This window comes from Comamonas sp. JUb58 (assembly GCF_004364775.1).
Classification (GTDB): domain Bacteria; phylum Pseudomonadota; class Gammaproteobacteria; order Burkholderiales; family Burkholderiaceae_C; genus Comamonas.
On record NZ_SOAL01000013.1, the window covers coordinates 66,809 to 90,933 of the forward strand.

The 24,125-nt window shown below is 66.1% G+C and carries 23 protein-coding genes and 1 riboswitch; of the genes, 12 read left to right on the top strand and 11 right to left on the bottom strand.

Annotated features, from left to right (window positions below):
* The first annotated feature begins 17 nt into the window (after positions 1 to 17).
* On the top strand, positions 18 to 2,708 hold the full coding sequence (locus EDF71_RS15210; protein WP_133857425.1) for a sensor histidine kinase KdpD: 2,691 nt from the start codon (positions 18 to 20) through the stop codon (positions 2,706 to 2,708).
* Here the strand turns inward: EDF71_RS15210 and cobF are convergent.
* From cobF to cbiE, 4 genes are read right to left on the bottom strand one after another with little or no spacing between them, the layout of a single operon-like run.
* Entirely contained in the window at positions 2,690 to 3,529 is an 840-nt protein-coding gene (cobF, locus tag EDF71_RS15215) for a precorrin-6A synthase (deacetylating) (protein ID WP_133857426.1), read from the bottom strand. The genes EDF71_RS15210 and cobF overlap by 19 nt on opposite strands.
* A complete protein-coding gene (gene cobM, locus EDF71_RS15220) occupies positions 3,526 to 4,374 on the bottom strand; it encodes a precorrin-4 C(11)-methyltransferase (protein WP_133857427.1) in 849 nt (282 codons plus the stop codon). The genes cobF and cobM overlap by 4 nt, the downstream gene beginning before the upstream one ends.
* On the bottom strand, positions 4,371 to 4,850 hold the full coding sequence (locus EDF71_RS15225) for a cobalamin biosynthesis protein (protein ID WP_133857428.1): 480 nt from the start codon (positions 4,848 to 4,850) through the stop codon (positions 4,371 to 4,373). The genes cobM and EDF71_RS15225 overlap by 4 nt, the downstream gene beginning before the upstream one ends.
* Positions 4,847 to 6,040 carry a precorrin-6y C5,15-methyltransferase (decarboxylating) subunit CbiE gene (gene cbiE / locus EDF71_RS15230; RefSeq protein ID WP_166656551.1) on the bottom strand — a complete coding sequence of 398 codons (1,194 nt, stop codon included), beginning with the start codon at positions 6,038 to 6,040 and terminating at the stop codon, positions 4,847 to 4,849. Before cbiE ends, EDF71_RS15225 begins: the two co-directional genes overlap by 4 nt.
* On the opposite strand from cbiE, the gene EDF71_RS15235 reads away from it, so the two are divergent.
* Positions 6,039 to 6,797 (top strand): cobalt-precorrin-6A reductase, encoded by a 759-nt coding sequence (locus EDF71_RS15235; protein ID WP_133857429.1) that lies wholly within the window; start codon positions 6,039 to 6,041, stop codon positions 6,795 to 6,797. The genes cbiE and EDF71_RS15235 overlap by 2 nt on opposite strands.
* Here EDF71_RS15235 and cobJ read toward each other — a convergent pair.
* The 4 genes from cobJ to cobG are packed head-to-tail and all read right to left on the bottom strand — an operon-like array spanning position 6,767 to position 10,206.
* A complete protein-coding gene (gene cobJ / locus EDF71_RS15240; RefSeq protein WP_133857430.1) occupies positions 6,767 to 7,570 on the bottom strand; it encodes a precorrin-3B C(17)-methyltransferase in 804 nt (267 codons plus the stop codon). The genes EDF71_RS15235 and cobJ overlap by 31 nt on opposite strands.
* A complete protein-coding gene (gene cobI, locus EDF71_RS15245) occupies positions 7,564 to 8,325 on the bottom strand; it encodes a precorrin-2 C(20)-methyltransferase (protein ID WP_133857431.1) in 762 nt (253 codons plus the stop codon). The genes cobJ and cobI overlap by 7 nt, the downstream gene beginning before the upstream one ends.
* Positions 8,315 to 8,944, bottom strand: a complete 630-nt coding sequence (locus tag EDF71_RS15250; protein ID WP_133857432.1) for a precorrin-8X methylmutase — start codon at positions 8,942 to 8,944, stop codon at positions 8,315 to 8,317. Before EDF71_RS15250 ends, cobI begins: the two co-directional genes overlap by 11 nt.
* Complete coding sequence (gene cobG, locus EDF71_RS15255) at positions 8,944 to 10,206, bottom strand: precorrin-3B synthase (protein WP_166656552.1); 1,263 nt, start codon at positions 10,204 to 10,206, stop codon at positions 8,944 to 8,946. The genes EDF71_RS15250 and cobG overlap by 1 nt, the downstream gene beginning before the upstream one ends.
* 112 nt (positions 10,207 to 10,318) lie before the next feature.
* Here cobG and EDF71_RS15260 point away from each other — a divergent pair, with 112 nt between their 5' ends.
* From EDF71_RS15260 to EDF71_RS15280, 5 genes are all read left to right on the top strand, one after another.
* On the top strand, positions 10,319 to 11,023 hold the full coding sequence (locus tag EDF71_RS15260; protein WP_133857434.1) for a response regulator: 705 nt from the start codon (positions 10,319 to 10,321) through the stop codon (positions 11,021 to 11,023).
* Positions 11,024 to 11,041: 18 nt separating this feature from the next.
* A riboswitch (S-adenosyl-L-homocysteine riboswitch) is annotated at positions 11,042 to 11,140 on the top strand.
* A gap of 74 nt (positions 11,141 to 11,214) precedes the next feature.
* Positions 11,215 to 12,645 carry an adenosylhomocysteinase gene (gene ahcY, locus EDF71_RS15265; protein WP_021026906.1) on the top strand — a complete coding sequence of 477 codons (1,431 nt, stop codon included), beginning with the start codon at positions 11,215 to 11,217 and terminating at the stop codon, positions 12,643 to 12,645.
* A 133-nt stretch (positions 12,646 to 12,778) separates the two neighbouring features.
* Positions 12,779 to 13,984, top strand: coding sequence for a TlyA family RNA methyltransferase (locus tag EDF71_RS15270; RefSeq protein WP_133857435.1), 1,206 nt, complete (start codon positions 12,779 to 12,781; stop codon positions 13,982 to 13,984).
* 23 nt (positions 13,985 to 14,007) lie between these two features.
* A complete protein-coding gene (metF, locus tag EDF71_RS15275) occupies positions 14,008 to 14,835 on the top strand; it encodes a methylenetetrahydrofolate reductase [NAD(P)H] (RefSeq protein ID WP_133857436.1) in 828 nt (275 codons plus the stop codon).
* A gap of 70 nt (positions 14,836 to 14,905) precedes the next feature.
* Entirely contained in the window at positions 14,906 to 15,757 is an 852-nt protein-coding gene (locus EDF71_RS15280; protein ID WP_243854324.1) for a septal ring lytic transglycosylase RlpA family protein, read from the top strand.
* 86 nt (positions 15,758 to 15,843) lie between these two features.
* Here EDF71_RS15280 and rlmJ read toward each other — a convergent pair whose 3' ends face one another.
* Entirely contained in the window at positions 15,844 to 16,731 is an 888-nt protein-coding gene (rlmJ, locus tag EDF71_RS15285) for a 23S rRNA (adenine(2030)-N(6))-methyltransferase RlmJ (protein WP_133857438.1), read from the bottom strand.
* A gap of 332 nt (positions 16,732 to 17,063) precedes the next feature.
* Between rlmJ and rplM the strand changes: the two genes are divergently transcribed.
* The 4 genes from rplM (at position 17,064) to mdtD (ending at position 19,958) form a co-directional block, all read left to right on the top strand.
* Positions 17,064 to 17,492 carry a 50S ribosomal protein L13 gene (gene rplM, locus EDF71_RS15290; RefSeq protein WP_021026901.1) on the top strand — a complete coding sequence of 143 codons (429 nt, stop codon included), beginning with the start codon at positions 17,064 to 17,066 and terminating at the stop codon, positions 17,490 to 17,492.
* Positions 17,493 to 17,503: 11 nt separating this feature from the next.
* A complete protein-coding gene (gene rpsI / locus EDF71_RS15295) occupies positions 17,504 to 17,896 on the top strand; it encodes a 30S ribosomal protein S9 (protein WP_021026900.1) in 393 nt (130 codons plus the stop codon).
* A gap of 173 nt (positions 17,897 to 18,069) precedes the next feature.
* A complete protein-coding gene (erpA, locus tag EDF71_RS15300; protein WP_133857439.1) occupies positions 18,070 to 18,435 on the top strand; it encodes an iron-sulfur cluster insertion protein ErpA in 366 nt (121 codons plus the stop codon).
* 98 nt (positions 18,436 to 18,533) lie between these two features.
* On the top strand, positions 18,534 to 19,958 hold the full coding sequence (mdtD, locus tag EDF71_RS15305; protein WP_133857440.1) for a multidrug transporter subunit MdtD: 1,425 nt from the start codon (positions 18,534 to 18,536) through the stop codon (positions 19,956 to 19,958).
* Between the two features lie 26 nt (positions 19,959 to 19,984).
* Here mdtD and EDF71_RS15310 read toward each other — a convergent pair whose 3' ends face one another.
* Together EDF71_RS15310 and EDF71_RS15315 are read right to left on the bottom strand one after the other, a co-directional pair.
* Positions 19,985 to 21,097, bottom strand: coding sequence for an anhydro-N-acetylmuramic acid kinase (locus EDF71_RS15310; protein ID WP_133857441.1), 1,113 nt, complete (start codon positions 21,095 to 21,097; stop codon positions 19,985 to 19,987).
* 94 nt (positions 21,098 to 21,191) lie between these two features.
* The gene (locus tag EDF71_RS15315) at positions 21,192 to 22,559 is read right to left on the bottom strand and encodes a M23 family metallopeptidase (protein WP_133857442.1); all 1,368 of its coding nucleotides are present in this window, start codon (positions 22,557 to 22,559) and stop codon (positions 21,192 to 21,194) included.
* A gap of 247 nt (positions 22,560 to 22,806) precedes the next feature.
* On the opposite strand from EDF71_RS15315, the gene tyrS reads away from it, so the two are divergent.
* Positions 22,807 to 24,039 (top strand): tyrosine--tRNA ligase, encoded by a 1,233-nt coding sequence (tyrS, locus tag EDF71_RS15320; RefSeq protein WP_133857443.1) that lies wholly within the window; start codon positions 22,807 to 22,809, stop codon positions 24,037 to 24,039.
* The last annotated feature ends 86 nt before the right edge of the window (positions 24,040 to 24,125 follow it).

Here is a 24,125-nt window from a genome sequence, read left to right on the forward strand (position 1 = left end):
CCCACAATAGCGCCACCATGCCCAACCCCAGCAACACCCCCAGCGCAGTCGCCACACGGCCCGACCCGGACGCGCTGGTCGCCCAGCTCAAGGCCGACCAGCAGCAGGCCGCGCGTGGCAAGCTGCGCATCTACTTTGGCTCCAATGCCGGGGTAGGCAAGACCTATGCGATGCTGGCGGCTGCGCAGCGCGAGCGCCAGGCTGGCCGCCAGGTGCTGGTGGGCCTGGTGGAGACCCATGACCGGGCCGAGACCGTGCAGCAGCTGCATGGCCTGGAGCTATTGCCCCGCCGCATGCTGGCCCACCAGGGCCGCCAGCGCGAGGCCTTTGACCTGGATGCCGCGCTGGCACGCCACCCGCAGGTGCTGCTGCTGGACGAGCTGGCCCACAGCAATGCACCCGGCTCGCGCCATCCCAAGCGCTGGCAGGATGTGCAGGAGCTGCTCGATGCCGGCATTGATGTCTGGACCACGCTGAATGTCCAACACCTGGAGAGCCTCAACGATGTGGTGGGCGGCATTGTCGGCATCCAGGTGCATGAGACCGTGCCCGACCATATCTTTGACGATGCCAGCGAAGTCATCGTGGTTGACCTGCCGCCCGAGGAACTGCTCAAGCGCCTCAAGGCCGGCAAGATCTACCCGCTGGAGCAGGCTGAGCGGGCCTCGCACCATTTCTTCCGCCTGGGCAACCTGCTGGCCCTGCGCGAGCTGGCCTTGCGCCGCACGGCCGACCGGGTCGATGAGGACATGCGCGACTACCGGCGCGAGCGCGCCATCGGCGATGTCTGGCCCACGCGGGAACGCTTGCTGGTAGCAGTAGGCGGCCAGGCCGGCGACGATGCCTTGGTGCGCCAGGTGGCCCGTCTGGCACGGCGCCTGGAGGCCGACTGGATGGTCGTCTATGTGGATGCGCCGGCGCGCCAGCACCGCTCTGCGCAGTCGCAGCAGGCCGTGCTCAAAACCCTGGCGCTGGCCGCGCGCCTGGGGGCCGATACCGCGACGATCCCCGGTGCGCAGGTGGCAGCTGCGCTGGTCGACTTTGCGCGCGAGCGCAATGCCAGCCACCTGGTGCTGGCCCGTGTGCCGCCAACGGCCATGCGCTGGTGGCACTGGGCCGCATCGCGCCTGCCCGAGCAGATTGCCCGGCTGGACCCGGGCCTGGATGTGCTGCTGCTGTCCGTGCCCCGGCCGCGCAACCGGCCCGAGCCCGCGCCGGTGCGTGAGACGCCCTGGCCCTGGCGCGGCTACCTGGGCGCCAGCCTGGCCTGCGGCGCTGCCGCGCTGCTGGCGCAGGCCCTGCTGCAGGTGTTTGACCCCGCCAATGTGGTGATGCTGTTTTTGCTGGTGGTCGTGTTGTCGGCCCTGCGCTGGGGCCGGGGTCCGGGCGCCTGGGCGGCGCTGTTGTCGGTGCTGCTGTTTGATTTTTGCTTTGTGCCGCCGCGCAACTCCTTTGGCGTGAACGACACGCAGTACATCTTCACCTTCTGCCTGATGCTGGGCGTGGCCCTGGTCTGCGGCCAGCTGATGGCGCGGCTGCGCCATGAGGCCCGGGTGGCCGCCGAGCGCGAGCGCCGCGCCGGCGCGCTGGCACGCCTGGCCCGCGATCTGTCCGGCGCACTGACGCAGGAGCAGGTGGTGCAGACGGCGCTGACCACGATGGCCGGCGTGCTCGATGCCCGCACCGGCCTGCTGCTGCCCGATGCGCAGGAGCAGCTGCATGCCGCACCCGGCAGCGAGGCCAAGATGGACAGCAGCGTGGGCCGCTGGAGCATGGAGCACAGCCAGATGGCCGGCCGGGGCACAGACACCCTGGCGGCATCCGATGCGCTCTATGTGCCGCTGATGGCGCCGGTGCGCGCGCGCGGCGTGCTGGTGCTGCAGCTGCGCACGCCCGATCGCCTCAAGGTGCCCGAAGAGCGCCGCCTGCTGGACGCCTGTGCCAGCCAGATTGCGCTGGCGCTGGAGCGCGTGCATTTTGTCGAAGTGGCCCAGCAGACCCAGGTGGCGATGGAGGGCGAGCGCATGCGCAACACCTTGCTGTCGTCGGTATCGCATGACCTGCGCACGCCCCTCACCAGCATCCTGGGTGCCGCCCAGGCGGGGCTGCCCCATGCGCCGCCCGGCCCCGCGCAGGACATGCTGGCGCAGATCCGTAACCAGGCCCAGGCCTTGCAGCAGCTGATGGACAACCTGCTGGCCATGGCCCGGCTGCAGCAGGATGGCGTGCACCTGCAGAGCGCCTGGATCCCCGTCGATGAGCTGGTCGGCAGCGCCTTGCGCCAGCTGGGCGGGCGCCTGGCCGAGCACCCGGTGCAGCTGCAGTTGCCGGCCGATTTGCCGCTGCTGTGGATAGATGCCGCGATGATGGAGCGGGTGCTGGTCAACCTGCTGGACAACGCCAGCAAGTACACGCCCGTGGGCACCGCCGTGCGGGTGACGGCGCAAGTGGAGCGCGATCAGCTGCTGCTGCGGGTGCAGGACAGCGGGCCGGGCCTGCCGGCGCACCTGGCGCCCGAGCAGCTGTTTGCGCCCTTCAGCCGGGGCCATGCCGAGTCCAGCATCTCCGGCATTGGGCTGGGGCTGGCGCTGGCCCAGCGCATTGTGCAGGCCCACGGCGGCAGCTTGCATGCCGCTGCGGCCGAGCCAGGGCCAGGGGCCGTGTTCAGCCTGGTGCTGCCGGTGCTGCCTCAGCCGGCGCTGGATTGAGTGGCGGTTGCTGCACCGGGCAGGCGGCGCAGCAGGTAGATATCCATGATCCAGCCATGCTGGGCGCGCGCAGCGGCGCGGGTGGCCACAATGCGCCCGGCCGCCTCGGCCAGTGGGCCGTGCTCCAGGCATTGCTGGGCCATGCCCAGGTAGGCGCCCCACCAGATGTAGACACCACGGGCCTGCGCGGCCGGCAGGCTGTTGAAGCTGCACTGGCCATCCAGCATCACCACCAGCGTGTCCACCCCGGCCGGCCAGCCTTGCTCGCGCAGCTGGCGGCCGGTGGTGACGGTAAAGGGCTGGCCAATGTCATTGACGGCAATCGCATGCGCGGCGGTGAGCGCCTGCATCGAGGTGATGCCGGCGATGACCGTGACCTGCAGCGGCGCGGGCTGCATGCGTGCGGCAATGCGCAGGGTGCTGTCGTAGAGCGATGGATCGCCCCAGACCAGCAGTGCCACCTGCAGCACGCCGTTATCCGCACGCGGCACCAGGCCGCTCTCCAGCGCCTGCGCAATCGCGGCCTGCCAGCGCAGGGTGATGGCCGCATGCCATTCATCGACCTGGTTCAGGTAGTCATCGCCTTGGCTGCGGCGCTCGGGCATGTCAAAGCCGGCGATCTGCGGCGCGGGCTGCTGCAGCACGGCATCGCAGAGCGACTGGCGCAGCGCTGCCAGCTCAGCCTTGTCCTCGCCCTTGTGGGGCAGCAGCAGCAGGTCGGCCGCATTCATTGCGGCAATGGCCTGGCGGGTCAGGTGGTCGGGGTTGCCGGTGCCAATGCCGATCAGGCTCAGGGCGACCGGCGGCAAGCTGCTGCTCATGCCTGGCCTTCGCTCTTCGCTGGGTTGGCAGCCAGCGGCCGGTCGGTGGCGGTATCCACCGCCGCCTGTGGCGCCGGAAAGCGCGGCTGGGTGCCCTGGGGCCGGTAGCGGCGGTCGTAGTCGGTGGCGTAGAGGCGGCTTTCGCCAAAGTCCTCGGCGCTGATACTGCGGCCCACCAGGATGATGGCGGTGCGCTCCATGCTGGTGGCGACGGCCTGGGCCAGTTGGCCCACGCTGGTGCGCACAACGGTTTCATCGGGCCAGCTGGCGCGCCAGACGATGGCAGCCGGGCAGTCGGCGCCGTAGTGGGGCAGCAGCTCGCTTTGCACCTTCTCGGCCACATGGATGGACAGGTGGATCGCCAGCACCGCGCCGGTGGCGGCAAAGGCGGCCAGCTGCTCGCCCTCGGGCATGGCGGTGGCGCGGCCCGAGGTGCGCGTCAGCACCACCGATTGGCACAGGCCGGGCAGGGTCAGCTCGGCCCCCAGGGTGGCGGCAGCCGCGGCAAACGAGGGCACGCCTGGCGTCACGCTGTAGGCAATGCCCAGCGCGCGCAGGCGGCGCAGCTGCTCGCCCATGGCCGACCAGACCGACAGATCGCCCGAATGCAGGCGCGCCACATCCTGGCCCTGCGCATCGGCGGCGCGGATCTCCTCGATGATCTCGTCCAGGCTCATCGATGCGGTGTTGACGATGCGCGCGCCGGGCGGGCAGTGGGCCAGCAGCTCGCGCGGGATCAGTGAGCCCGCATAGAGGCAGACGGGACAGCTGGCCATCAGGTCGCGGCCACGCACGGTGATCAGGTCGGCAGCGCCGGGGCCGGCGCCGATGAAATGCACGGTCATGCCGTAACTCCTTGGGTTTGTGGATCAGCCGGGCGCAGGCCCGCTGCCATACAACAATAGGGGGTGGCGCCGCGCTCGCGCAGCGCGGCGGCCAGGGTGGCGCTGCCGTCGCCCGCCACCAGGCGGGCCAGCAGCAAGCGGGGCGCAGGTGCAGCCGCAGACAGGGCCACGGCCTCGGCCACGCTGCCGGTGCCATAGCGCGCCAGCAGGCGCGGCGACTGTGTGACTACGGCTTGGGCGGGCAGGGCCTGCTCGGCCACCGCCACAATCGCCACCGCAAAGGGCAGCTGCGCGGCCCACTGCTGCAGCGCCGGCCGCTGCTCCTTGCCTTGCAGCACGGCTACCGCGCAAAACTCGGCCAGCGCGGGCTGGTCCTGCCGGGCCTGCAGCCACAGTGCCTGCAGATCAGCGGCCCGGGCCTGGGCACGCAAACCCATGCCCAGCACCACGCAGCGGTGCGGCGCTGCCGCTGTCATGCCTGCCAGCTCCACTGCACCAGCGGGCGCGCGGCCTTCCAGCTGCGCATGCGGCCCAGCGCTGCCGCGCTGGACAGCTCCAGCTGCAGCAGCTGGCCGCCCAGCTCGCCATGCAGCTGTACCAAGAGCGCCTGGGTTTCCAGGGTCACGGCATTCACCACCAGGCGGCAGCCGGGCGGCATAGGGGCGCGCAGCGCGGCAAACAGCGCGGTGTCAAAACCACCGCCAACAAAGATGGCCTGGGGTGCGGCCAGGTCTTGCAAGGCCTCCGGCGCCAAGCCGTGCACCACCTGCATGCGGGCCTGCAGGCCAAAGCGCTCGGCATTGCGGCGGATATTGGCCACGCGCGCGGCATGCTGCTCAATGCTGATGGCCAGGCCACCGGCCAGGCACCATTCCACGGCGACCGAGCCGGAGCCGCCGCCAATGTCCCAAAGCCGCTCGCCTGGCCTGGGGGCCAAGGTGGCCAGGGTCAGCGCACGCGCCGGTGCCTTGGTGATCTGGCCATCGTGGGCATACCAGTCGTCCGGCCTGCCGGGCACGGCCGGCAAGGCCGGGCCGCCCTGGGCGATAAAGGCCACGGTCACCGGTGCCTGCGCCGGGTCGATCTGCAGTGCAGCGGCGGCCTCATCGGCGCGCAGCATGCGGCAGCGCTCGCGCGGGCCGCCTACGGCTTCCATCACCCACAAGGGGCTTTGGCCCCAGCCTTCCTGGCTGAGCCAATCGGCCAGCTGCGGCACTGCAGCGCCATCGCGCAGCAGGGTGATCAGCTGGCGGCCAGGCGCCAGGCGGGGCAGCAGCTGCGCGATGGGGCTGGCATGCAAGCCCAGGCAGTCGCAGGCTTCCAGCCGCCAGCCCAGGCGGGCGGCAACCAGCGAAAAAGTTGAGGGCTGGGCATGGCAGCGCCATTCACCAGGCTGCAGGTGCGCGGCCAGGCTGCCGCCCACGCCATGCCAGAAGGGGTCGCCCGAGGCCAGCACCACCACCCGGCGGCCGCGCGCGGCCAGCACCGGGGCCACATCAAAAGGCTGGGGCCAGGGGCGGCCACGCGCATCGATGGCGGCCAGCTGCAGATGGCGGGGGCCGCCAAATACCAGTTCGGCCTGGTCCAATGCCAGCAGGGCCGCAGCGCTGAGGCCTGACAATCCATCCTCGTTCAAACCTATCAACGTCAACCAGGGATCAGTCATGACGCATGTTCTCCTGCTGGGCGGCACCAGCGGCGCCAGCGAGTTGGCCCAGGCCCTGCACCAGGCGGGTGTAAGGGCCTGTTTCTCGTATGCCGGGGTCACCCAGCAACCACTGGCCCAGCCACTGCCCACGCGCAGCGGCGGCTTTGGCGGGGCCCAGGGCCTGGCGGACTTTATCCGCGCCCAGCGCATCAGCCATGTGCTGGATGCCACCCATCCCTTTGCCGCGCAGATGAGCCGCAATGCCTGCGCAGCCTGCGAAGCCACCGGCACGCCCTTGCTGGCGCTGGAGCGCGCGCCTTGGCAGGCGCAGCCCGGCGACCGCTGGACCGATGTGGCCAGCATGGCCGATGCCGCCAGTGCGTTGCCCCAGGCGCCCAGCCGGGTGTTTCTGGCCGTGGGGCGCAAACAGCTCGATGCCTTTGCCGCCTATCCGCAGCACCATTACCTGCTGCGCCTGGTCGATGAACCACAGGACGGCAGCTTGCCGCTGCCCCGGCATACCGTGGTGCTGGGCCGGGGCCCTTTCAGCATGGCGGACGACCTGGCCTTGCTGCAGCAGCACCAGATCGCCTGGCTGGTGGCCAAGAATGCCGGTGGCTCGGCCACGCGCGGCAAGATCGATGCCGCCCGTGCGCTGGGTTTGCCGGTCCTGATGGTGCAGCGCCCGGCACTGCCGCTGCGGCCGCGCACCGACAGCGTGGCGGCGGTCATGCATTGGCTCCGTCATGGCGCCTTGCCGTCCACAGTGCCGTAGTAGCGTGGCGTATAGGTGTAGCGCCCCACGCGGCGGGTGAGGCGATTGCCCACCAGCACGACGGTGCGCATATCGGCCATCTCGGGCTGGGCCTCGGCCAGGCTGCAGACCTGCAGCGATTCCTCCGGCGTGGAGACGGCGCGGGCAAACACCAGCAGGCGCTCGGGCTCGCAATGCGCGCGCAGCAAGGCCAACAGGCGGTTGAAGCCTCCGGGCCGGCTGTGCGAGCGCGGGTTGTAGAAGGCCATCGCAAAATCGGCCTCGGCCGCCAGTTCCACGCGGCGGGCAATCACCGGCCAGGGCTTGAGGTTGTCCGACAGATTGATGCAGCAAAAATCATGGCCCAGCGGCGCGCCTGCGCGGGCGGCGGCCGCCAGCATGGCGGTGACGCCGGGCAGCACCTGCACATCCAGCGCCAGCCAGCGTTCGGCCTGCGCGCCTTGTGCGCGTTCCAGCGCTTCAAACACCGCCGATGCCATCGCGAACACGCCCGGATCACCGGACGAAACCACGACCACCTGCCGGCCCTGGGCTGCCAGCTCCAGCGCCTGCTGGGCACGCTCCAGCTCCACCCGGTTGTCCGAGGCCAGCCATTGCGGCTGGCGGCTGCTAGCAGGCGCGCTCTGCGCCAGCAAGGCCTGCGCACGCGCCACATAGGGGAAGTAGCCCACAACCGCGTCGGCCGCCAGCAAGGCCTGCAGCACGGCGGGCGTGATCTGGTCCAGGTCACCGGGGCCCAGGCCGGCAATCGTCAGCTGGCCAATGCTTACCATGCGGCCTCCGGGCGGCGACCCTGGCCATGCACCAGCACGATGGCAAAGTAGGGGCAGACCTCGTCGCCCACCTCGCTCAGGCGCGCCACCTGCTGCTGGTCGGTGGTGCCGTTCTGCACCAGCCAGGCGGCATCGGCGCGGCCTGCGCGGGCCAGCGCGCGGCGGATGCGGGGCAGGTTGCGGCCCACCTTCATCACCACCAGCGCATCGGCCGTGTCCATGCGGCGCACCAGCTCGTCTTCAGAGAGGGTGCCGGTCATCACGCTCAGCACATCGTCGCCCCAGGTGATGGGCTCACCGGTGGCATGCCAGCAGCCCACCATGCCGGGGATGCCAGGCACCACCTGCAGGTCCACATCGCCGCGCGCACGCAGCCGGGTGTAGAGGTGCATGAAGGAGCCGTAGAGAAAGGGATCACCCTCGCAGAGCACGACGACCTGCTCCTGCTTGGCCAGCGCGGCCAGGCGCAGGCACCAGTCGTCATAGAACTGGGCGAGCTGCTGCACATAGGCGGGGCTGTCGACCGGGATTTCGGTGGTCACCGGGTACTCCATTGGGTACTCGGTAGCCTCGCTGCTGAGCATGCCTTCGACCAGTTGGCGGGCCTTGCCGGGCCGGCCTTTTTTGCGGAAAAAGGCCACATGGAGGGCGCCACGCACCAGGCGGTCGGCCTTGATGCTCATCAGCTCCGGGTCGCCCGGGCCCAGGCCCACGCAGATGAGGCCCGGGGCGGCCAGGCTGCTCTTATTCAACATGGCTGGCCATGGCATTGACGGCGGCGACGGTCATCGCCGAGCCGCCCAGGCGGCCGCGCACGATCATCGCGGGCACGGGCAGGTCCTGCATCAGCGCCTGCTTGGATTCGGCCGCGCCAATAAAGCCCACCGGGCAGCCGATGATGGCCGCTGGGCGGGGGCAGCTCGGGTCTTGCAGCATATTGAGCAGGTGGAAGAGGGCGGTCGGCGCATTGCCAATCGCCACCACGGCGCCAGCCAGGTGCGGGCGCCACAGCTCCAGTGCCGCAGCGCTGCGGGTGTTGTTCATCTTCTGCGCCAGCTCGGCCACACCGGGCTCGTGCAGGGTGCAGATCACCGGATTGCCGGCAGGCAGACGCGAGCGGGTAATGCCTTCGCTGACCATGCGCACATCGCAGAGCACGGGGGCGCCAGCCTCCAGCGCGCGCTGGCCGGCGGCCACGACACCGGCGGAGAACTGCACATGCGCGGCCAGCTCCACCATGCCGGCGGCATGGATCATGCGTACCGTTACGCGCTCCTCACCGGGGGTGAAGCGCTGCAGATCGGCCTCGCGGCGGATGGTGGCGAAAGACTGCCGATAGATCTCGGCGCCATTGGTTTCGTAGGTATGAACCATTAGATTTCTTCAAACAACAGCCCGGGATTGTCGCGCAGACTGCGCGCGCTCAAGCGGGAATCGGTGACGGCCCGGGCCAGCGCATGGCGGGCGCGGCCAAACACGGGCTCCTGCTCGCCCGCTTGCGCCACCAAGGTCACGGTGGACGGCAACTGGCGTGCACAGCCCTTGGCGCAGCCCGAGACATGCAGGTGCGCGCCATCGGGCACATGGGGGGCCAGCGCCAAGGCCAGATCCTGCGTGGGCGCCAGCGCCTGGCGGCAGCCGGGCGCGCCGCTGCAGGCCGAGACGCGCAGCCGCGCATCTTGCGGATCGCGGATCCAGTGATCGGAATGCCCCAGGCCTGCCTCCTCCAGCACTGCGCTGTCGGAAGGCGCCAGGCCTTCGACCAGCAGCATGCGCCAGGGCGTCAGCCGCAGGCTGCGGATGCCGCTGCGGGCCAGGCGCGCCAGTGCGTCCGCTGTGACCCGGCCCAGCGGCGCGGCCACCAGGAGGCCCAGGCCGCTCTGCCAGCCAGGGTTTGGGCTGCCATCGGCAGGCAGATAAGGGGGGACTTCGCGCAGGTCGGCGGGCAGGGCCAGTGGTGGCAACACGCCAGTTTGGCGCAGCATTTGGGGCAAGCGGCCCGGGTGCTCGCCCGCCGCACGCCGTGCGCGGGCCTGGGCGGCGCAGCAGCGGGCCAAGGCCAGCGCGGCTTGCACGGTGAGTGAGGGGTTGTCGGCCTGCCAGGCGATGGGCTGGCCGGGCACTTGCAGCCGCCAGCCTTGGGTGCCATCGCGCACGATCTGCACATCGGCCGCCACCTCAGCCAGCCCGCCATGGCGGCCGCTGGCCAGTGAGAAACCAAATTTGGCGGGCAGGCCATCCAGCGCGGTATCAGCCACCAGTGCCTGCTGCAAGGCCTCGGCCAGTGCCAGCACACCGTCAGCGGGCTGGTACAGCGGGTCGATGACCAGATTGCGCAGCTGCTCCTGGCGCGCGTCCGGGTCCAGCAGGCCTTGGGCGGCCAGCGCATCGAGCAGGGCGCCGTGCTGGTCGGGCGCCACGCCGCGCAGCTGGATATTGGCGCGGCTGGTGAGCTCCAGCAGGCCGGCGCCATGCTGCGCTGCCAGCTCGGCCAAACGCAGCGCCTGCGCGGCCGACAGCCGGCCCAGTGGCGGGCGCACCCGCACCACCAGCCCATCGCCAGAGGCCATGGGCTGCCAGGCGCCAGGGCACCAGCCTTGGGTCTGTGGAGGGGGGGAGGGTGGGGTGGCAAACATGGGGCAGGCGGCAGTGCAGCGGCAGTGCCAGGGTGCTGAAGTGTAGCGAAGTGCTCGCTTCCTCTCGGTACGCAGGCGCAAACCACCCTGGTTTTTTGTCACAATCGGGCGCATGACGCTAGCAGCCCCCCGCATCCTCCTGGTGGACGACGATCCCAATATCCGCCGCTTTGTGCGTCTGGCCATGGAGGACGAAGGCTGGCAGGTCTTTGAAGCCGACAGCGCCCGGCGCGGCCTGATCGAAGCGGCCAGCCGCCAGCCCGATGCGCTGGTGCTGGACCTGGGCCTGCCCGATGCCGATGGCAAGACGTTGATCACCGAGCTGCGCGGCTGGAGCGGCCTGCCGGTGCTGGTGCTCTCGGCCCGCGACCAGGAAGCGGAAAAGGTGGCCGCACTGGACGCCGGTGCCGACGACTACCTGAGCAAGCCCTTTGGCGTGCCCGAGCTGCTGGCGCGGCTGCGCGTGATGCTGCGCCGGGGCCAGCGCAGCGGGGGCGACAAGCCAGGCAGCACGGCGCGCTTTGGCGATGTGGAGGTGGACCTGGCCACGCATGAGGTGCGCCAGGCGGGCGACGCCGTGCACCTGACCCCTATCGAATTCCGGCTGCTGGCGGCCTTGATCGCCGGCCAGGGCCGGGTGCTGACGCACCGCCAGCTGCTGCTGCAGGTCTGGGGGCCGGAGTACCTGGACCGGTCGCACTACCTGCGCGTACACATGGCCAACCTGCGCCAGAAGATCGAGACCGAGCCGGCCCAGCCCCGGCATCTGCTCACAGAGCTGCAAGTGGGCTACCGCCTGGTGGGGTTACAGGGCTGATGCCCTTATAATCGCAGTCCATCCGAGGAGCGTTGCAGCGTTTCCCAGTCTGGCCAGGCGCCAGACCACCACGGGGCGTGAGGCTCGGATTTCATCTCGCAACGACGCTCACCCACGCTTTCTGTGCGGTGAGATGGTCTTTCCCCTTCTTCCGCGGAACGTGGTTTTTCATTCAATTTTTGGAGAAAACCATGAACGCTGCTGTTCGCTTCAATCCCGCTGACTCTGCGATTACCGACATTTCCCTGGCCGCTTGGGGCCGCAAGGAAATCAAGATCGCCGAAACCGAAATGCCTGGCCTGATGGCCGTGCGTGAAGAGTTCGCTGCTGCCCAGCCCCTGAAGGGCGCGCGAATCACCGGCTCGCTGCACATGACCATCCAGACCGCCGTGCTGATCGAGACGCTGACGGCCCTGGGCGCCCAAGTGCGCTGGGCATCGTGCAACATCTTCTCGACCCAGGACCACGCCGCTGCCGCCATCGCCGAAACCGGCGTGCCCGTGTACGCGATCAAGGGCGAGTCGCTGAAGGACTACTGGGACTACACCCACGCGATCTTTGAATTCGGCGCCAAGGACACCGAAGGCGAAGGCCCGAACATGATCCTGGACGACGGCGGCGATGCCACCATGCTGATGCACCTGGGCAAGAAGGCCGAGAAGGACATCTCCGTGCTGGCCAACCCCGGCAGCGAAGAAGAAAAGATCGTGTTTGCCGCGATCAAGGCCAAGCTGGCGGTGGATGCCACCTGGTACAGCCGCAAGTCGGCCCAGATCATGGGTGTGACCGAAGAGACCACCACCGGCGTGCACCGCCTGAACGAAATGTCGGCCAACGGCTCGCTGCTGTTCCGCGCGATCAACGTGAACGACTCGGTGACCAAGTCCAAGTTCGACAACCTCTACGGCTGCCGCGAATCGCTGGTGGACGGCATCAAGCGCGCCACCGATGTGATGATCGCCGGCAAGGTGGCCGTGGTGGCTGGCTACGGTGACGTGGGCAAGGGCTGCGCCCAGGCGCTGACCGCCCTGCGTGCGCAAGTCTGGGTGACCGAAATCGACCCAATCAACGCCCTGCAAGCCGCAATGGAAGGCTACAAGGTCGTGACCATGGAGTACGCCGCTGACAAGTGCGACATCTTCGTGACCACCACCGGCAACAAGGACATCATCCGCCACGAGCACATGGTCGCGATGAAGGACGAGGCCATCGTCTGCAACATCGGTCACTTCGACAACGAAATCGATGTCGCATCGATCGAGAAGTACGAGTGGGAAGAGATCAAGCCGCAAGTCGACCACATCACCTTCCCCGATGGCAAGAAGATCATCCTGCTGGCCAAGGGCCGCCTGGTGAACCTGGGTTGCGCCACCGGCCACCCCAGCTTTGTGATGTCCAACTCCTTTGCCAACCAGACCCTGGCGCAGATCGAGCTGTTCACCCGCCCCGACGCCTACGAAGTGGGCAAGGTCTATGTGCTGCCCAAGGTGCTGGACGAGAAGGTCGCACGCCTGCACCTGAAGAAGGTGGGCGCCCAGCTGACTGAACTGACCCAGGCGCAAGCGGACTACATCGGCGTGAAGAAGGAAGGCCCTTACAAGCCTGAAACCTACCGCTACTAACTCGAGCGGTAATCCCAGTGCCTGGTGACATCTTTGGGTGAATCCAGGCGCTGCAGCCCTGTTGGGCATTTGTTGTGAAGACTGGCTGCTCCGCCTGGCGGGCCAGCCGGTCGTTTTGATTGAAGGAACGCGCATGCGCGCAGATGTGTTTTTGGTGGAAACGGGCCTGGCGTCGACCCGCTCGCAGGCGCAGCGCCTGATTGCTGCGGGTGTGCAATGGCGCACCACCTCGCTGGCCCCCTGGATCAAGGTGGCCAAGAACGGTGACGAGATTCCAGCAGGCGCCGATGTGGAGCTGCTCGATGACTCGGAAGCCAAGTACATCTCGCGCGGCGGCCTCAAGCTGGAAGGCGCGCTGGCGGCGACCGGCTTGGTGGTCAAGGACCTGCGCTGTCTGGACGTGGGCCAGAGCACCGGTGGCTTTACCGACTGCCTGCTGCAGGCGGGCGCCCAGCAGGTGATTGGTGTCGATGTGGGCACGGGCCAACTGCATGAGCGCCTGCGCGCCGATGAGCGCGTGGTCTGTGTCGAGGGCTTCAATGCCCGCGCGTTGACGCCTGAATCGCTGGAAGCGGCCTGCGATCTGGCCTTGACCGAGATCGTGCTGGAAGAAGAGGACAACGACACCCAGCCGGTAGCCCCTTATGCCTGGATGCGCAATGGCGGCCAGGTCAGTGACGAATACGACGACAGCGAGGACGCCAAAGAGCAGGAGATCGAGGACTTCAAGGCCGAGCGCAGCGCCAAGCAGCGCGCCAAGGCGGAGGGCACGGCCCCCGTCGAGCGCCGCCGCCGCGCCGGCACCGAGAACATCGATATCCGCCCCGAGTTTGACTTTGTCACCGGCGACCTGTCCTTTATCTCGCTGACCCTGGTGCTGCCAGCGGTGGTGAGCGTGCTCAAGCCCGGCGGCCAGCTGCTGATGCTGGTCAAGCCCCAGTTCGAACTGCAGCCCGGCCAGATTGGCAAGGGCGGCATTGTGCGCGACAAGGCCTTGTACGCCGAGGTGGAACAGCGCATCCGCGCCTGCCTCGCCGAGCTGGGCCTGGAGGTCAAGCAATGGATGGATTCGGCCATTGATGGCGGTGACGGCAACCATGAGTTCTTTGTGCATGCCCAGCAAGGCACCGTGGTGAAGCTGCCTGCGCCTGCAGCAGCCGATGCCAATGCGGACGCCCCAGCAGCCGCGCCTGCGAAGAAGGCCGCTGCCAAGCGCCCATCGCGTGCCGATATGCGTGCCAAGCGCGATCTGCAGGAGCTGTATGTGGATCCGGAAGCGGCCAGTTTTGGCCAGCCGGGGCCTGCGCGCTCCAAACAGAAAAAGCGCAACGAACGATAAGTGTTGAGGACCTGGAGACGCTGATGTCTTTTCCGATCAGTTTTGAATTTTTCCCGCCCAAGACGCCCGAAGGCGCTGAGAAGCTGCGTGTGGTGCGCCAGGCGCTGTATGCGCGCAAGCCCCAGTTCTGCTCGGTGACCTACGGCGCCGGCGGCTCCACGCAAGAGGGCACCTTTGGCGTGGTCAAGGCCATCCTCGACGAGGGTGTGGATGCGGCATCGCACTTCTCTTGTGTGGGTGCCACCAAGCAGACGGTGCGTGCGCAGCTGCAGCAGCTCAAGGACATGGGCGTCAAGCGCCTGGTGGCTTTGCGCGGCGACCTGCCCAGCGGCTATGGCCTGGGTGGTGAGTTCCACTACGCCAGCGATTTGGTGACGTTTATCCGCGACGAATTCGGCCAGGATTTCCACATCGAAGTGGCCGCCTATCCGGAGATGCATCCGCAAGCACGCAGCCCGGAAGCGGACCTGCAGGCCTTTCTGGCCAAGGTGAAAGCCGGCGCTGATTCGGCCATCACGCAGTACTTCTTCAACGCCGATGCCTTTTGCAGATTTCAAGAAGATTTACAAAAACGCGGTGTGGACCTGCCGGTCATCCCGGGTATTATGCCGATCACCGGATCGACGCAGCTGATGCGCTTTTCGGATGCCTGCGGTGCCGAGATCCCGCGCTGGATTCGTCTGCGACTGCAAGGCTATGGAGATGATGTTGCCAGCATCCGTGCCTTTGGCCTGGATGTGGTGACCCAGATGTGCGAGGACCTGCGCCGCCGTGGTGCCGTCGGTCTGCACTTCTACACCATGAACCAAAGCGCAGCCACACTGGCGATCTGCGACCGGCTGGGGCTGTAACCAACAGCGCTGTGGTCTTGCAGCGCGGTGGCCCCGAATGTGCCGAACGCGGAAAGACCAGGAGTTGCTGTTGCCCTCATCCACACTATCGCGATGCCGAGGCTGGCTGGCCGCTGTCAGCCTGGCCGCGCTCGCGGGAGGCTGCGTGCATGTGCCCAGCGATGTGGAGGGCACGGAGACGGTGCCAACCAGCGGTGAGAACCAGCCCTTGGCGGAGCTCAAAGCACCTCCAGCACCTCCAGCGCCACCAGAACGCTCAGCGGCAGAGGCGGCGATTACGTCGACGGCACCAGAAGAGCTGGCCGCACTGGCGGGCGAGCGCCGTGGCCTGGGCCTGGTGCTGCCGCCGTCGGCGCCGCTCAGCAGCATCGATGGCCTGTCCCGCCCCTGGGATGTGCCCGATATCCCCTCTGAACTCAAGCAAGACCCATATCGCTCAGCCGACCAGCAGGGCATGGCTTCCTGGTATGGCGGCCAGTTCCATGGCCGCAAGACGGCCAATGGCGAGCGTTTTGACAAAGGCGGCCTGACAGCAGCACACAAGACGCTGCCTTTTGGCACCCAGGTCTGTGTGCGCAGCATGGTCACCGGCAAGGCGGTGGTGGTGCGCATCAATGACCGTGGCCCCTATGCCGGCGACCGCATCATCGACCTGAGCCAGGGCGCCGCCCAGGAGCTGGGCATGCTGGGCCTGGGCATCAAGCCGGTGGAGCTCTGGACCCTGGATGACGATGACGACGACTGTCCATCGTTTGTGCTGGCCGGGCGGCGCGGCAGCGGTGCGCTGGCCGGTGATGGCGCGCGTAGCCAGCCAGCAGCCAAGGCAGCGGTGCAGCACCGTGGCCGTGCGCGGGCCGTGGTGCCGGCCAACAAGGCCCGGGCCAAGCCTGCCAAGGCAGCGCCTGCACGGCGCAAAAAGTAAAACCTCAGAACACACAAACAAAAAACGCAGGCCCATCCGATGGATGGCCTGCGTTTTTCTATGGGGGCGGACCGGCTGGGCGCTGCTTACTTGCCGCCGCTCTCCAGCACATAGCCGGCATTGCTGTCCTGCTGCAGCAGCTCGGCCATCTGGGGCAGGGCGGTCTTGAGCTGGTCCTTCAGGGTGAAGGGCGGGTTGATCAGGAACATGCCGCTGGCGGGCAGGCCGGGGCGCTTTTCCTCACCCTGGCGCATGGCGGTGGTGATCTTGCTGTTCTTGACCGTCAGCTCGGCATTGAGCCAGCTCTTGCCAAACTTGTTGGCCAGGGTCTTGAGGCGGCGCGGCAGGTCATGGGCTTCCTGGCGCGGAATGATCGGGTACCAGACCGCATAGGTGCCGGTGGGGAAGCGCTGCATGCTGTCGGCCACCATGTCGAGCACACGGCCGTAGTCGGTCTTCATCTCGTAGCTCGGGTCGCAGAGCAAAAAGGCGCGGCGCGATGGCGGGGGCAGGAACTTCTTCACGCCCTCAAAACCGTCTTCCAGCAGCACCTGGACCTGGCGGCCGGCCTTCAGCTGCGCGATGTTGCCGCTCAGCGAGCGGCAGTCGGTGGGGTGCAGCTCAAACAGCTTGAGCTTGTCGCGGTCGCCCAGCAGGCGCTGCGCGATAAAGGGCGAGCCCGGGTAGACCTTGTAGGTGTTGCTGGTGTTGAAGGCTTTGACCATGTCCACATAGTCCTGCAGCATGGGGCACAGGTCCTTGACACCTTCAAGGCGGCGAATGCCCTCGTCGGCCTCGGCGCTGGTGGTGGCGTAGTCGCCGTCCAGGCGGTACAGGCCCGCCCCGGCATGGGTGTCCAGTGCAACCAATGCCGCCTCTTTTTGCGTCATGTATTGCAGGGAGGCAATCAGGATGGAGTGCTTGAGCACATCGGCGTGATTGCCGGCATGGAAGGCGTGGCGGTAACTGAACATAGGGCGCCAATGGTAGCGATATGCGCCGCGCTACGGCGCCAAAGGGGCATGCAGCAGCTGCTAAAGGCCCCAAAAACATGGAAAAAATGCCCGAACCGAGCCGGTTTGCGGGATGTAAGGGGGCACTTTACGTCTTGCCGAAAAACTTTTATAATGGAGAGCTTCGCAGCGATTTTTATGAATCCCGCGGCGAAGACTTTGCTTGCAGTGCCCAGGTGCTGCACGTGAGGGAGTACCGCCTAAGAGGCTTCCTGCGTGACGAGAGTTGCGTCTAGAAGAAGCACCGACCGCGGAAAAGGATTCGCCAAACCCTCTATTGAAAGAGAAAACTCATGTCTACATTCAGCGCAAAACCCGCTGAGGTGCAACACGAGTGGTTTGTGATTGACGCCACCGATAAGGTGCTCGGACGTGTCGCCAGCGAAGTGGCACTCCGTCTGCGCGGCAAACACAAAGCCATTTACACACCTCACGTTGACACCGGTGACTACATCGTCATCATCAACGCCTCCAAGATTAAGGTCACTGGTACCAAGAACACGGACAAGGTGTACTACCGTCATTCGGGCTTCCCAGGCGGCATCACTGCCACCAACTTCCGCGACATGCAAGTGAAGTTCCCTGGCCGTGCTCTCGAAAAGGCTGTCAAGGGCATGCTGCCCAAGGGTCCTCTGGGCTACGCCATGATCAAGAAGCTGAAGGTCTACGGTGGTGATGAGCATCCTCACACCGCCCAACAGCCTAAAGTGCTGGAAATCTAAGGAGTCCCGAGATGATTGGTGATTGGAACAATGGCACCGGCCGTCGCAAATCCAGCGTCGCCCGTGTGTTTCTGAAGAAGGGCTCCGGCAAGATTGTTGTGAATGGCAAGGACATTCAACAATATTTCGGCCGCGAAACCTCGATCATGATTGCAAAGCAGCCCCTGGTGCTGACCGGCAATGTCGAAACCTTCGACATCCAGGTCAACGTGCACGGCGGCGGTGAATCCGGCCAAGCCGGTGCAACCCGCCACGGCATCACCCGCGCTCTGATCGATTACGACGCAGCACTGAAGTCGCAACTGAGCCAAGCTGGCTTCGTGACCCGTGACGCACGTGAAGTCGAGCGTAAGAAGGTCGGTCTGCACTCTGCACGCCGCGCAAAGCAGTTCTCCAAGCGTTAATTGCTGGCTACTTGCCAAGAACCGCCCCTCGGGGCGGTTTTTTTATGGGGCATTGGAATCAATGCGGGTATTCCCACACTGCAATTGGCGTCACCCAGCCGATGGGCTGCGAAAAAGATGCGATTGGAGTACCATTCTTTGCAGTACATCAAATAAGACAGGAGTCGTCTCCCATGAGCGAAGTTGCTGAAAACACCATGACGGAAATGCCCACCCCGATTGTCTTTACCGACAGCGCTGCGGCCAAGGTGGCCGATCTGATTGCCGAAGAAGGCAATCCGGATCTGAAGCTGCGCGTGTTCGTGCAAGGCGGCGGCTGCTCGGGCTTCCAGTATGGCTTTACCTTTGACGAGATTGCCAACGACGACGACACGACCATGACCAAGAATGGCGTGTCGCTGCTGATCGATGCGATGAGCTACCAGTACCTGCTGGGCGCCGAGATCGATTACAAGGAAGACCTGCAGGGTGCGCAGTTCGTGATCAAGAATCCGAACGCCTCCACCACCTGCGGTTGCGGATCGAGCTTCTCGGTATAAGCCGCGCAGCCCGTGATGGAAGGCATGGCTCCCTTGCTTGCCTTCTGCTCCACCCCCTTGCCACAAGCCGCTGTTGACCAGCGGCTTTTGTTTTGCCCATGTCCGCTGAACTGACCCCCCGCCCCGTCGCGCCCCACAAGGAGCGCCTGCTCTGGCTGGTGGCGATTGCCTTTTTTCTGCAGTCGCTCGATGCCACGATCCTGAACATCGCGCTGCCGGCCATGGCGCATTCGCTGGGCCAAAGTCCGCTGAAGATGCAGTCGGTCATCGTGGCCTACTCGCTCACCACGGCCATGCTGATCCCGGCGTCCGGCTGGATTGCCGACCGCTTTGGTACGCGCCGCGTCTTCATGTGGGCGATTGCACTGTTTGTGCTGGGCTCGGTGCTGTGCGCGCTCTCGCCCAGCCTGGGCTTTCTGATCGCCGCGCGCGTGGTGCAGGGCGTGGGCGGCGCAATGATGCTGCCGGTGGGGCGCCTGGCAGTGCTGCGCAGCCACCCCAAGGGCGATTTCATCCGTGCGATGAGCTTTATCGCCATCCCCGGCCAGATCGGCCCCTTGCTGGGCCCCACCCTGGGCGGCTGGCTGGTCGAGGTTGCGACCTGGAACTGGATCTTCTGGATCAATGTGCCCGTCGGCCTGTTCGGCGTCTGGGCGGCGCGCCGTTGGATGCCCGAGACCACCTGGTCGGTGCCGCGCAAGTTTGATGGCCTGGGCTATGCGCTGCTGTCATTCGGCATGGTGGCCATTTCGGTGGCCTTGGATGGCATGTCCGGCATGGGCCTGGGCATGGCGATGGTGGTGGTGCTGATGGTGTTTGGCCTGGCCAGCCTGGCCAGCTACTGGATGCATGCGCTGCGCGTGCCCGAGCCGCTGTTCCCTCCTATGCTGTTCCGCGTGCGTTCGCTGCGCGTGGGCCTGCTGGGCAATCTGTTTGCCCGCTTTGGCACGGGCGCTGCGCCGTTTCTGATCCCGCTGCTGCTGCAGGTGGGCCTGGGCATGGCGCCGATGAATGCCGGCATGATGATGCTGGCCACCGTCATGGGCAGCATGCTGGTCAAGCGTTTTGCGGTGCAGACGGTGCAGCACTTTGGCTACCGTCGCGTGCTGCAGGTCAACTCGGTGATGGTGGCCTTCATGCTCGCCAGCTTTGCGTTGACCAGCGCCAACCAGCCGCCCTGGTTGCTGCTGCTGCAGCTGTTTGTGTTTGGCGGCTTCAACTCCATGCAGTTCTCGGCGATGAACTCCGTCACCCTGAAGGACCTGGACGGCGAGTTTGCCAGCAGCGGCAACAGCCTTTTGTCGATGGTGCAGATGCTGGCCATGGGCATTGGTGTGGCCTTGGCTGGCGCGCTGCTGTCGGGCTATGCAGACCGCTGGATCACCGACCCGGACAAGTCGCTGCGCGCCATCCATGCGACCTTCCTGACCGTGGCCTTGATGACCTTGGCCGCCACCTTGGTGTTCAGCCAGCTCGACAAGGATGAGCCCGTCAAGCCAGCGCCCGATGGCGGGGATGCCTAAGGCCTAAGCCTGCATTCCTTACCCGCTCAACGCGGGTAGATTGCGCCCAGCACCCGGAGGCCGCGTGCCCCGGTCACCGCCGGCAGGTTGCCGGGCAGGCTCTGCCAGCACTGGCGGGCCAGCCAGGCAAAGGCGCTGGCCTCTACCTGCAGCGGTGGCAGGCCATGCGCGGCCGAGCTGTCCACCACCATGCCGGGCAGCAGATCGGCCAGGCGCTGCATCAGGTTCTGGTTGAGTGCACCGCCACCGCAGACGATCAAGGTCTGGCCCTCGGCAGCGCCATGGCGCTGCATGTCCTGCGCAATCGCCAGCGCGGTAAAGGCGGTCAGGCTGGCCTGCACATCGGCAGGCGCAGCGCCCGGCGCATGGCGCTCCAGCAAGGGGGCCAGCCAGGCCGGGTTGAACAGGTCGCGCCCGGTGCTCTTGGGCGGTGGCAGCTGGAAGAAGGGCTCCTCCATGAAGGCCGCCAGCAAATCTGGAATCACCTGGCCGCTGGCCGCCCAGCTGCCGCCATCGTCATAGGGATTGCCGGTGTTCAGCTGGCACCAGTGGTCCATCAGCGCATTGCCGGGGCCGCAGTCCCAGCCCCGGATGTCATCGCCTTCCAGACGGCTGATGTTGGAGATGCCGCCGATGTTGAGCACCCAGCGCAGCTTGCCCGCGCCGCCGAATACGCTGTGGTGGAAGGCGGGCACCAGCGGCGCACCCTGGCCACCGGCGGCCACATCGCGGCTGCGGAAATCGGCCACCACGGCAATGCCGCTCAGCTCCGCCAGCAGCGCCGGGTTGTTGAGCTGCAAGGTGTAGCCGGTGGCATCCCAAAGGCCTGGTTGGTGGCGCACGGTCTGGCCATGGGCGCCAATGGCGATGATATCGCCGGGCTGCAACTGGCTGCGCGCCAGCAGCCGATCGACCACCTGCGCATAGCTGCGTGCCAGCGCATTGCCTGCCAATGCGGCGCGGTGCAGCTCATGCTCGCCGGCGCTGTTCAGCGCCAGCAGCTCGGCGCGCAGCTCGGGGGCAAAGCCGGTGCTGGCGTACTGCAGCACCTCCATGCGGCCGTCCTGCCACTGGGCAATCACACCATCCACCCCATCCAGCGAGGTGCCGGACATCAGGCCAATAAAGCGTTCAGTCATCGTTGTTGAGCCTGCAAAAGCAAAGGCCCCAACAATACCAAGATTGTGGGGGCCTGGGGGCGGTGGCAGCGGCTGTTACGCGCTGCTTACTGGCTTACTGGTTGGTGCTGCTGGTCTCGAGCATCAGCATCTGGTCGTTCAAGGCCAGGCGCATGCTGTTGGCCAGGTTGTCAAACTTGGCGCGGGCCTGGCGGCTGATCGGCTTGCTGGTTTCGCTCTCGGCCACCATGGCCAGCGGGTCACGCTGCTCACCGGCAACGCGGAACTCAAAGTGCAGGTGCGGGCCGGTAGCCCAGCCGGTCTGGCCGACGGCACCGATCTCGTCGCCCTTGCCCACGCGTGCGCCTTGCTTGACGGCGATGCGGCTCAGGTGGGCGTAGACGGTTTCGTGCTTGTTGCCATGGTCGATGTAGATCACATTGCCATAGCCGTTTTGCACGCCGGCAAAGGTCACCAGGCCATCACCGACGGTGCGCACCGGCGTGCCTTGCGGGGCGGCCAGGTCGGTACCCTTGTGGGCGGACCAGGTCTTGTGGATGGGGTGTACGCGCATCGCAAAGGCGCTGGAGACGCGGGTGTACTTGACCGGCGAGCCGATGTAGCTACGCTCGCCGCTTTCGCCGGCAAAGTTGTAGTACGCGCCCTTGTCCTTGGGCGAGTCTTGGAACCACAGCGCCTCATGGGTCTTGCCGTTGTTGCGGAACTCGGCGCTCAGCAGGCGGCCGGTGCCCAGTACTTCGCCATCGGCTTCCAGGGTTTCGTAGACTAGCGAGAAGCGGTCACCGGCGCGCAGCGCGCGGCGGAAATCGATCTTGTCGGCAAACACCTCGACCATCTGGTTCGAGACATTGTCGGGCAGGCTGGCGGCATCGGTGGCCGCATACAGCGAGCTGCGGATGATGCCGCCCGACAGACGCGTGCCATGGGTCAGTGGCAGGAATTCGGTCAGGGTGTCGAACTTGCCATTGGCCTTGCGGATGCTGAAGCGCTGGAACACATCGCTGCTGTCACCCGCCCAGCGCACCGTCAGGGTGGTCAGCTCATGGCTTTGGGTGGTTTCAGCGGTGATCTGGCGGCCAGCCTTGCCAATGATGGCGCCGCGCGCCTTGGCATTGCTGCGGATGAAGGCCGCTGCAGCCGGGTCAGCCACGCCCAGGCGGCGCAGCAGGGACTCTGGCGTGTCGTTGCTGCGCACCTCGTCGGTGCGGTACAAAGAAAAACCTGGTCCGTCGACCAAGTCTGCGATCGAAATGTCCGAAGCCAGCGACTCGACGGGGTATTCCACGGTCTGCACAGGCATGTCGGACGGATTGGGGCCCAGCTCAGCGACCGCAAAAGCGGCGCCGCCACCGGTCATCAACATGACGGCCAGTGCTGCAGCGAGACGCTTGGGGTGTGCTTGGGCGGTATTGACCAACTGGCGAATGACGAGGCTGCCAGCGGTGATGAATCCGTTGTTCAATGTTCCATCCCGGTTATGGACTGCCAACTTGCCGGCTGCGTATGCGGAGCCAAAACAAACCGCGTCTCAGGGCGCGGTAGGGTGTTTTTAACAAGATGGCACAAAAAAAACTTCATGTGCAGCGTTCGCGGGCCTGGATAAAGTCCCCTTGGGACATCGTCTGACAGACGCGGCTAGAATAAAACGCTGCAACGCAAGGGACGGAGTATAACGCCCTCGGCTTTGCTGGCAACCTGAGAAACCCCATATGAATCAATCGACTGTTACAACTTACCCTGTTACCGACCGTGTGCAAGAGGCTTTGCAGGTAAGTCTGCGTGGGGTGGATGAGCTGCTGCCACAGGAGGAATGGGTCAAAAAATTGGCCAAATCCGAGGCCACGGGCGTGCCCCTGCGCATCAAGCTGGGCCTGGACCCAACGGCCCCGGATATCCACATCGGCCATACGGTGGTGCTCAACAAGATGCGCCAGCTGCAGGACCTGGGCCACACCGTGATCTTCCTGATCGGCGATTTCACCACCTTGATTGGCGACCCTTCGGGCCGCAACAGCACCCGGCCGCCGCTGACTGCTGCGCAGATCCAGGTGAATGCGGAGACCTATAAGGAGCAGGCCTACAAGGTGCTCGACCCGAGCAAGACCGAGCTGCGCTACAACAGCGAGTGGTGCGACAAGCTGGGCGCACGCGGCATGATCGAGCTGTCGGCCAAGTACACCGTTGCGCGCATGATGGAGCGCAACGATTTCCACACCCGCTTCAACGAAGGCAGCTCCATCAGCCTGCACGAGTTCCTGTACCCGCTGCTGCAAGGCTATGACTCGGTCGCGCTCAAGAGCGACCTGGAGCTGGGCGGCACCGACCAGAAGTTCAACCTGATGATGGGCCGCCATCTGCAGGCCGAATACGGCCAGGAATCGCAGTGCGTGCTGACCATGCCGCTGCTGGTGGGCCTGGACGGCGTGCACAAGATGTCCAAGTCCAAGAACAACTACATCGGCATCACCGAAGACGCCAACACCATGTTTGCCAAGGTGCTGTCGATCTCGGACGACCTGATGTGGGACTGGTTCACCTTGCTGTCCTTCATGAGCCTGCCGGAAATCGCCGCGCTCAAGCTGGAAATCGAAGGCGGCCGCAACCCCAAGGACGCCAAGGTGCTGTTGGCCAAGGAAATCACGGCGCGCTTCCACAGCGCTGCAGCGGCCGATGCGGCCGAGCAGGATTTCATCAACCGCAGCAAGGGCGGCATCCCCGATGACATCCCCGAAGTCGCACTGAGCGGTGCACCGCTGGGCATTGGCGCGCTGCTCAAGCAGGCCAACCTGGCCCCTTCCACCAGCGAAGCCAACCGTCTGATCGACGGCGGCGGTGTGCGGGTGGACGGCGTGGTGATCGAAGACAAGGGCCTGAAGCTGCCCGCCGGCACCTTTGTCGTGCAAGTGGGCAAGCGCAAGTTTGCCCGCGTTACGTTGGCCTAAAGCTGGGTTTGCCGGGCGGGTCTGGCCCGGCTGGCTGTTTGATCCAAGAGCCGCTTCCCTTTGTGGGGGAGCGGCTCTTTTTTCTG

Coding starts and splice junctions, on each gene's coding strand:
- erpA (WP_133857439.1), top strand. CDS start 18,070: ATGAGCGAAGTTGCTGAAAACACCATGACGGAAATGCCCACCCCGATT.
- cbiE (WP_166656551.1), bottom strand. CDS start 6,040: ATGACTGATCCCTGGTTGACGTTGATAGGTTTGAACGAGGATGGATTG.
- rlmJ (WP_133857438.1), bottom strand. CDS start 16,731: ATGTTCAGTTACCGCCACGCCTTCCATGCCGGCAATCACGCCGATGTG.
- cobJ (WP_133857430.1), bottom strand. CDS start 7,570: ATGGTAAGCATTGGCCAGCTGACGATTGCCGGCCTGGGCCCCGGTGAC.
- EDF71_RS15250 (WP_133857432.1), bottom strand. CDS start 8,944: ATGGTTCATACCTACGAAACCAATGGCGCCGAGATCTATCGGCAGTCT.
- EDF71_RS15225 (WP_133857428.1), bottom strand. CDS start 4,850: ATGACAGCGGCAGCGCCGCACCGCTGCGTGGTGCTGGGCATGGGTTTG.
- cobI (WP_133857431.1), bottom strand. CDS start 8,325: ATGTTGAATAAGAGCAGCCTGGCCGCCCCGGGCCTCATCTGCGTGGGC.
- tyrS (WP_133857443.1), top strand. CDS start 22,807: ATGAATCAATCGACTGTTACAACTTACCCTGTTACCGACCGTGTGCAA.
- mdtD (WP_133857440.1), top strand. CDS start 18,534: ATGTCCGCTGAACTGACCCCCCGCCCCGTCGCGCCCCACAAGGAGCGC.
- EDF71_RS15270 (WP_133857435.1), top strand. CDS start 12,779: ATGCGCGCAGATGTGTTTTTGGTGGAAACGGGCCTGGCGTCGACCCGC.
- rplM (WP_021026901.1), top strand. CDS start 17,064: ATGTCTACATTCAGCGCAAAACCCGCTGAGGTGCAACACGAGTGGTTT.
- EDF71_RS15260 (WP_133857434.1), top strand. CDS start 10,319: ATGACGCTAGCAGCCCCCCGCATCCTCCTGGTGGACGACGATCCCAAT.
- EDF71_RS15310 (WP_133857441.1), bottom strand. CDS start 21,097: ATGACTGAACGCTTTATTGGCCTGATGTCCGGCACCTCGCTGGATGGG.
- ahcY (WP_021026906.1), top strand. CDS start 11,215: ATGAACGCTGCTGTTCGCTTCAATCCCGCTGACTCTGCGATTACCGAC.
- rpsI (WP_021026900.1), top strand. CDS start 17,504: ATGATTGGTGATTGGAACAATGGCACCGGCCGTCGCAAATCCAGCGTC.
- cobM (WP_133857427.1), bottom strand. CDS start 4,374: ATGACCGTGCATTTCATCGGCGCCGGCCCCGGCGCTGCCGACCTGATC.
- EDF71_RS15210 (WP_133857425.1), top strand. CDS start 18: ATGCCCAACCCCAGCAACACCCCCAGCGCAGTCGCCACACGGCCCGAC.
- cobG (WP_166656552.1), bottom strand. CDS start 10,206: ATGTTTGCCACCCCACCCTCCCCCCCTCCACAGACCCAAGGCTGGTGC.
- metF (WP_133857436.1), top strand. CDS start 14,008: ATGTCTTTTCCGATCAGTTTTGAATTTTTCCCGCCCAAGACGCCCGAA.
- EDF71_RS15235 (WP_133857429.1), top strand. CDS start 6,039: ATGACGCATGTTCTCCTGCTGGGCGGCACCAGCGGCGCCAGCGAGTTG.
- cobF (WP_133857426.1), bottom strand. CDS start 3,529: ATGAGCAGCAGCTTGCCGCCGGTCGCCCTGAGCCTGATCGGCATTGGC.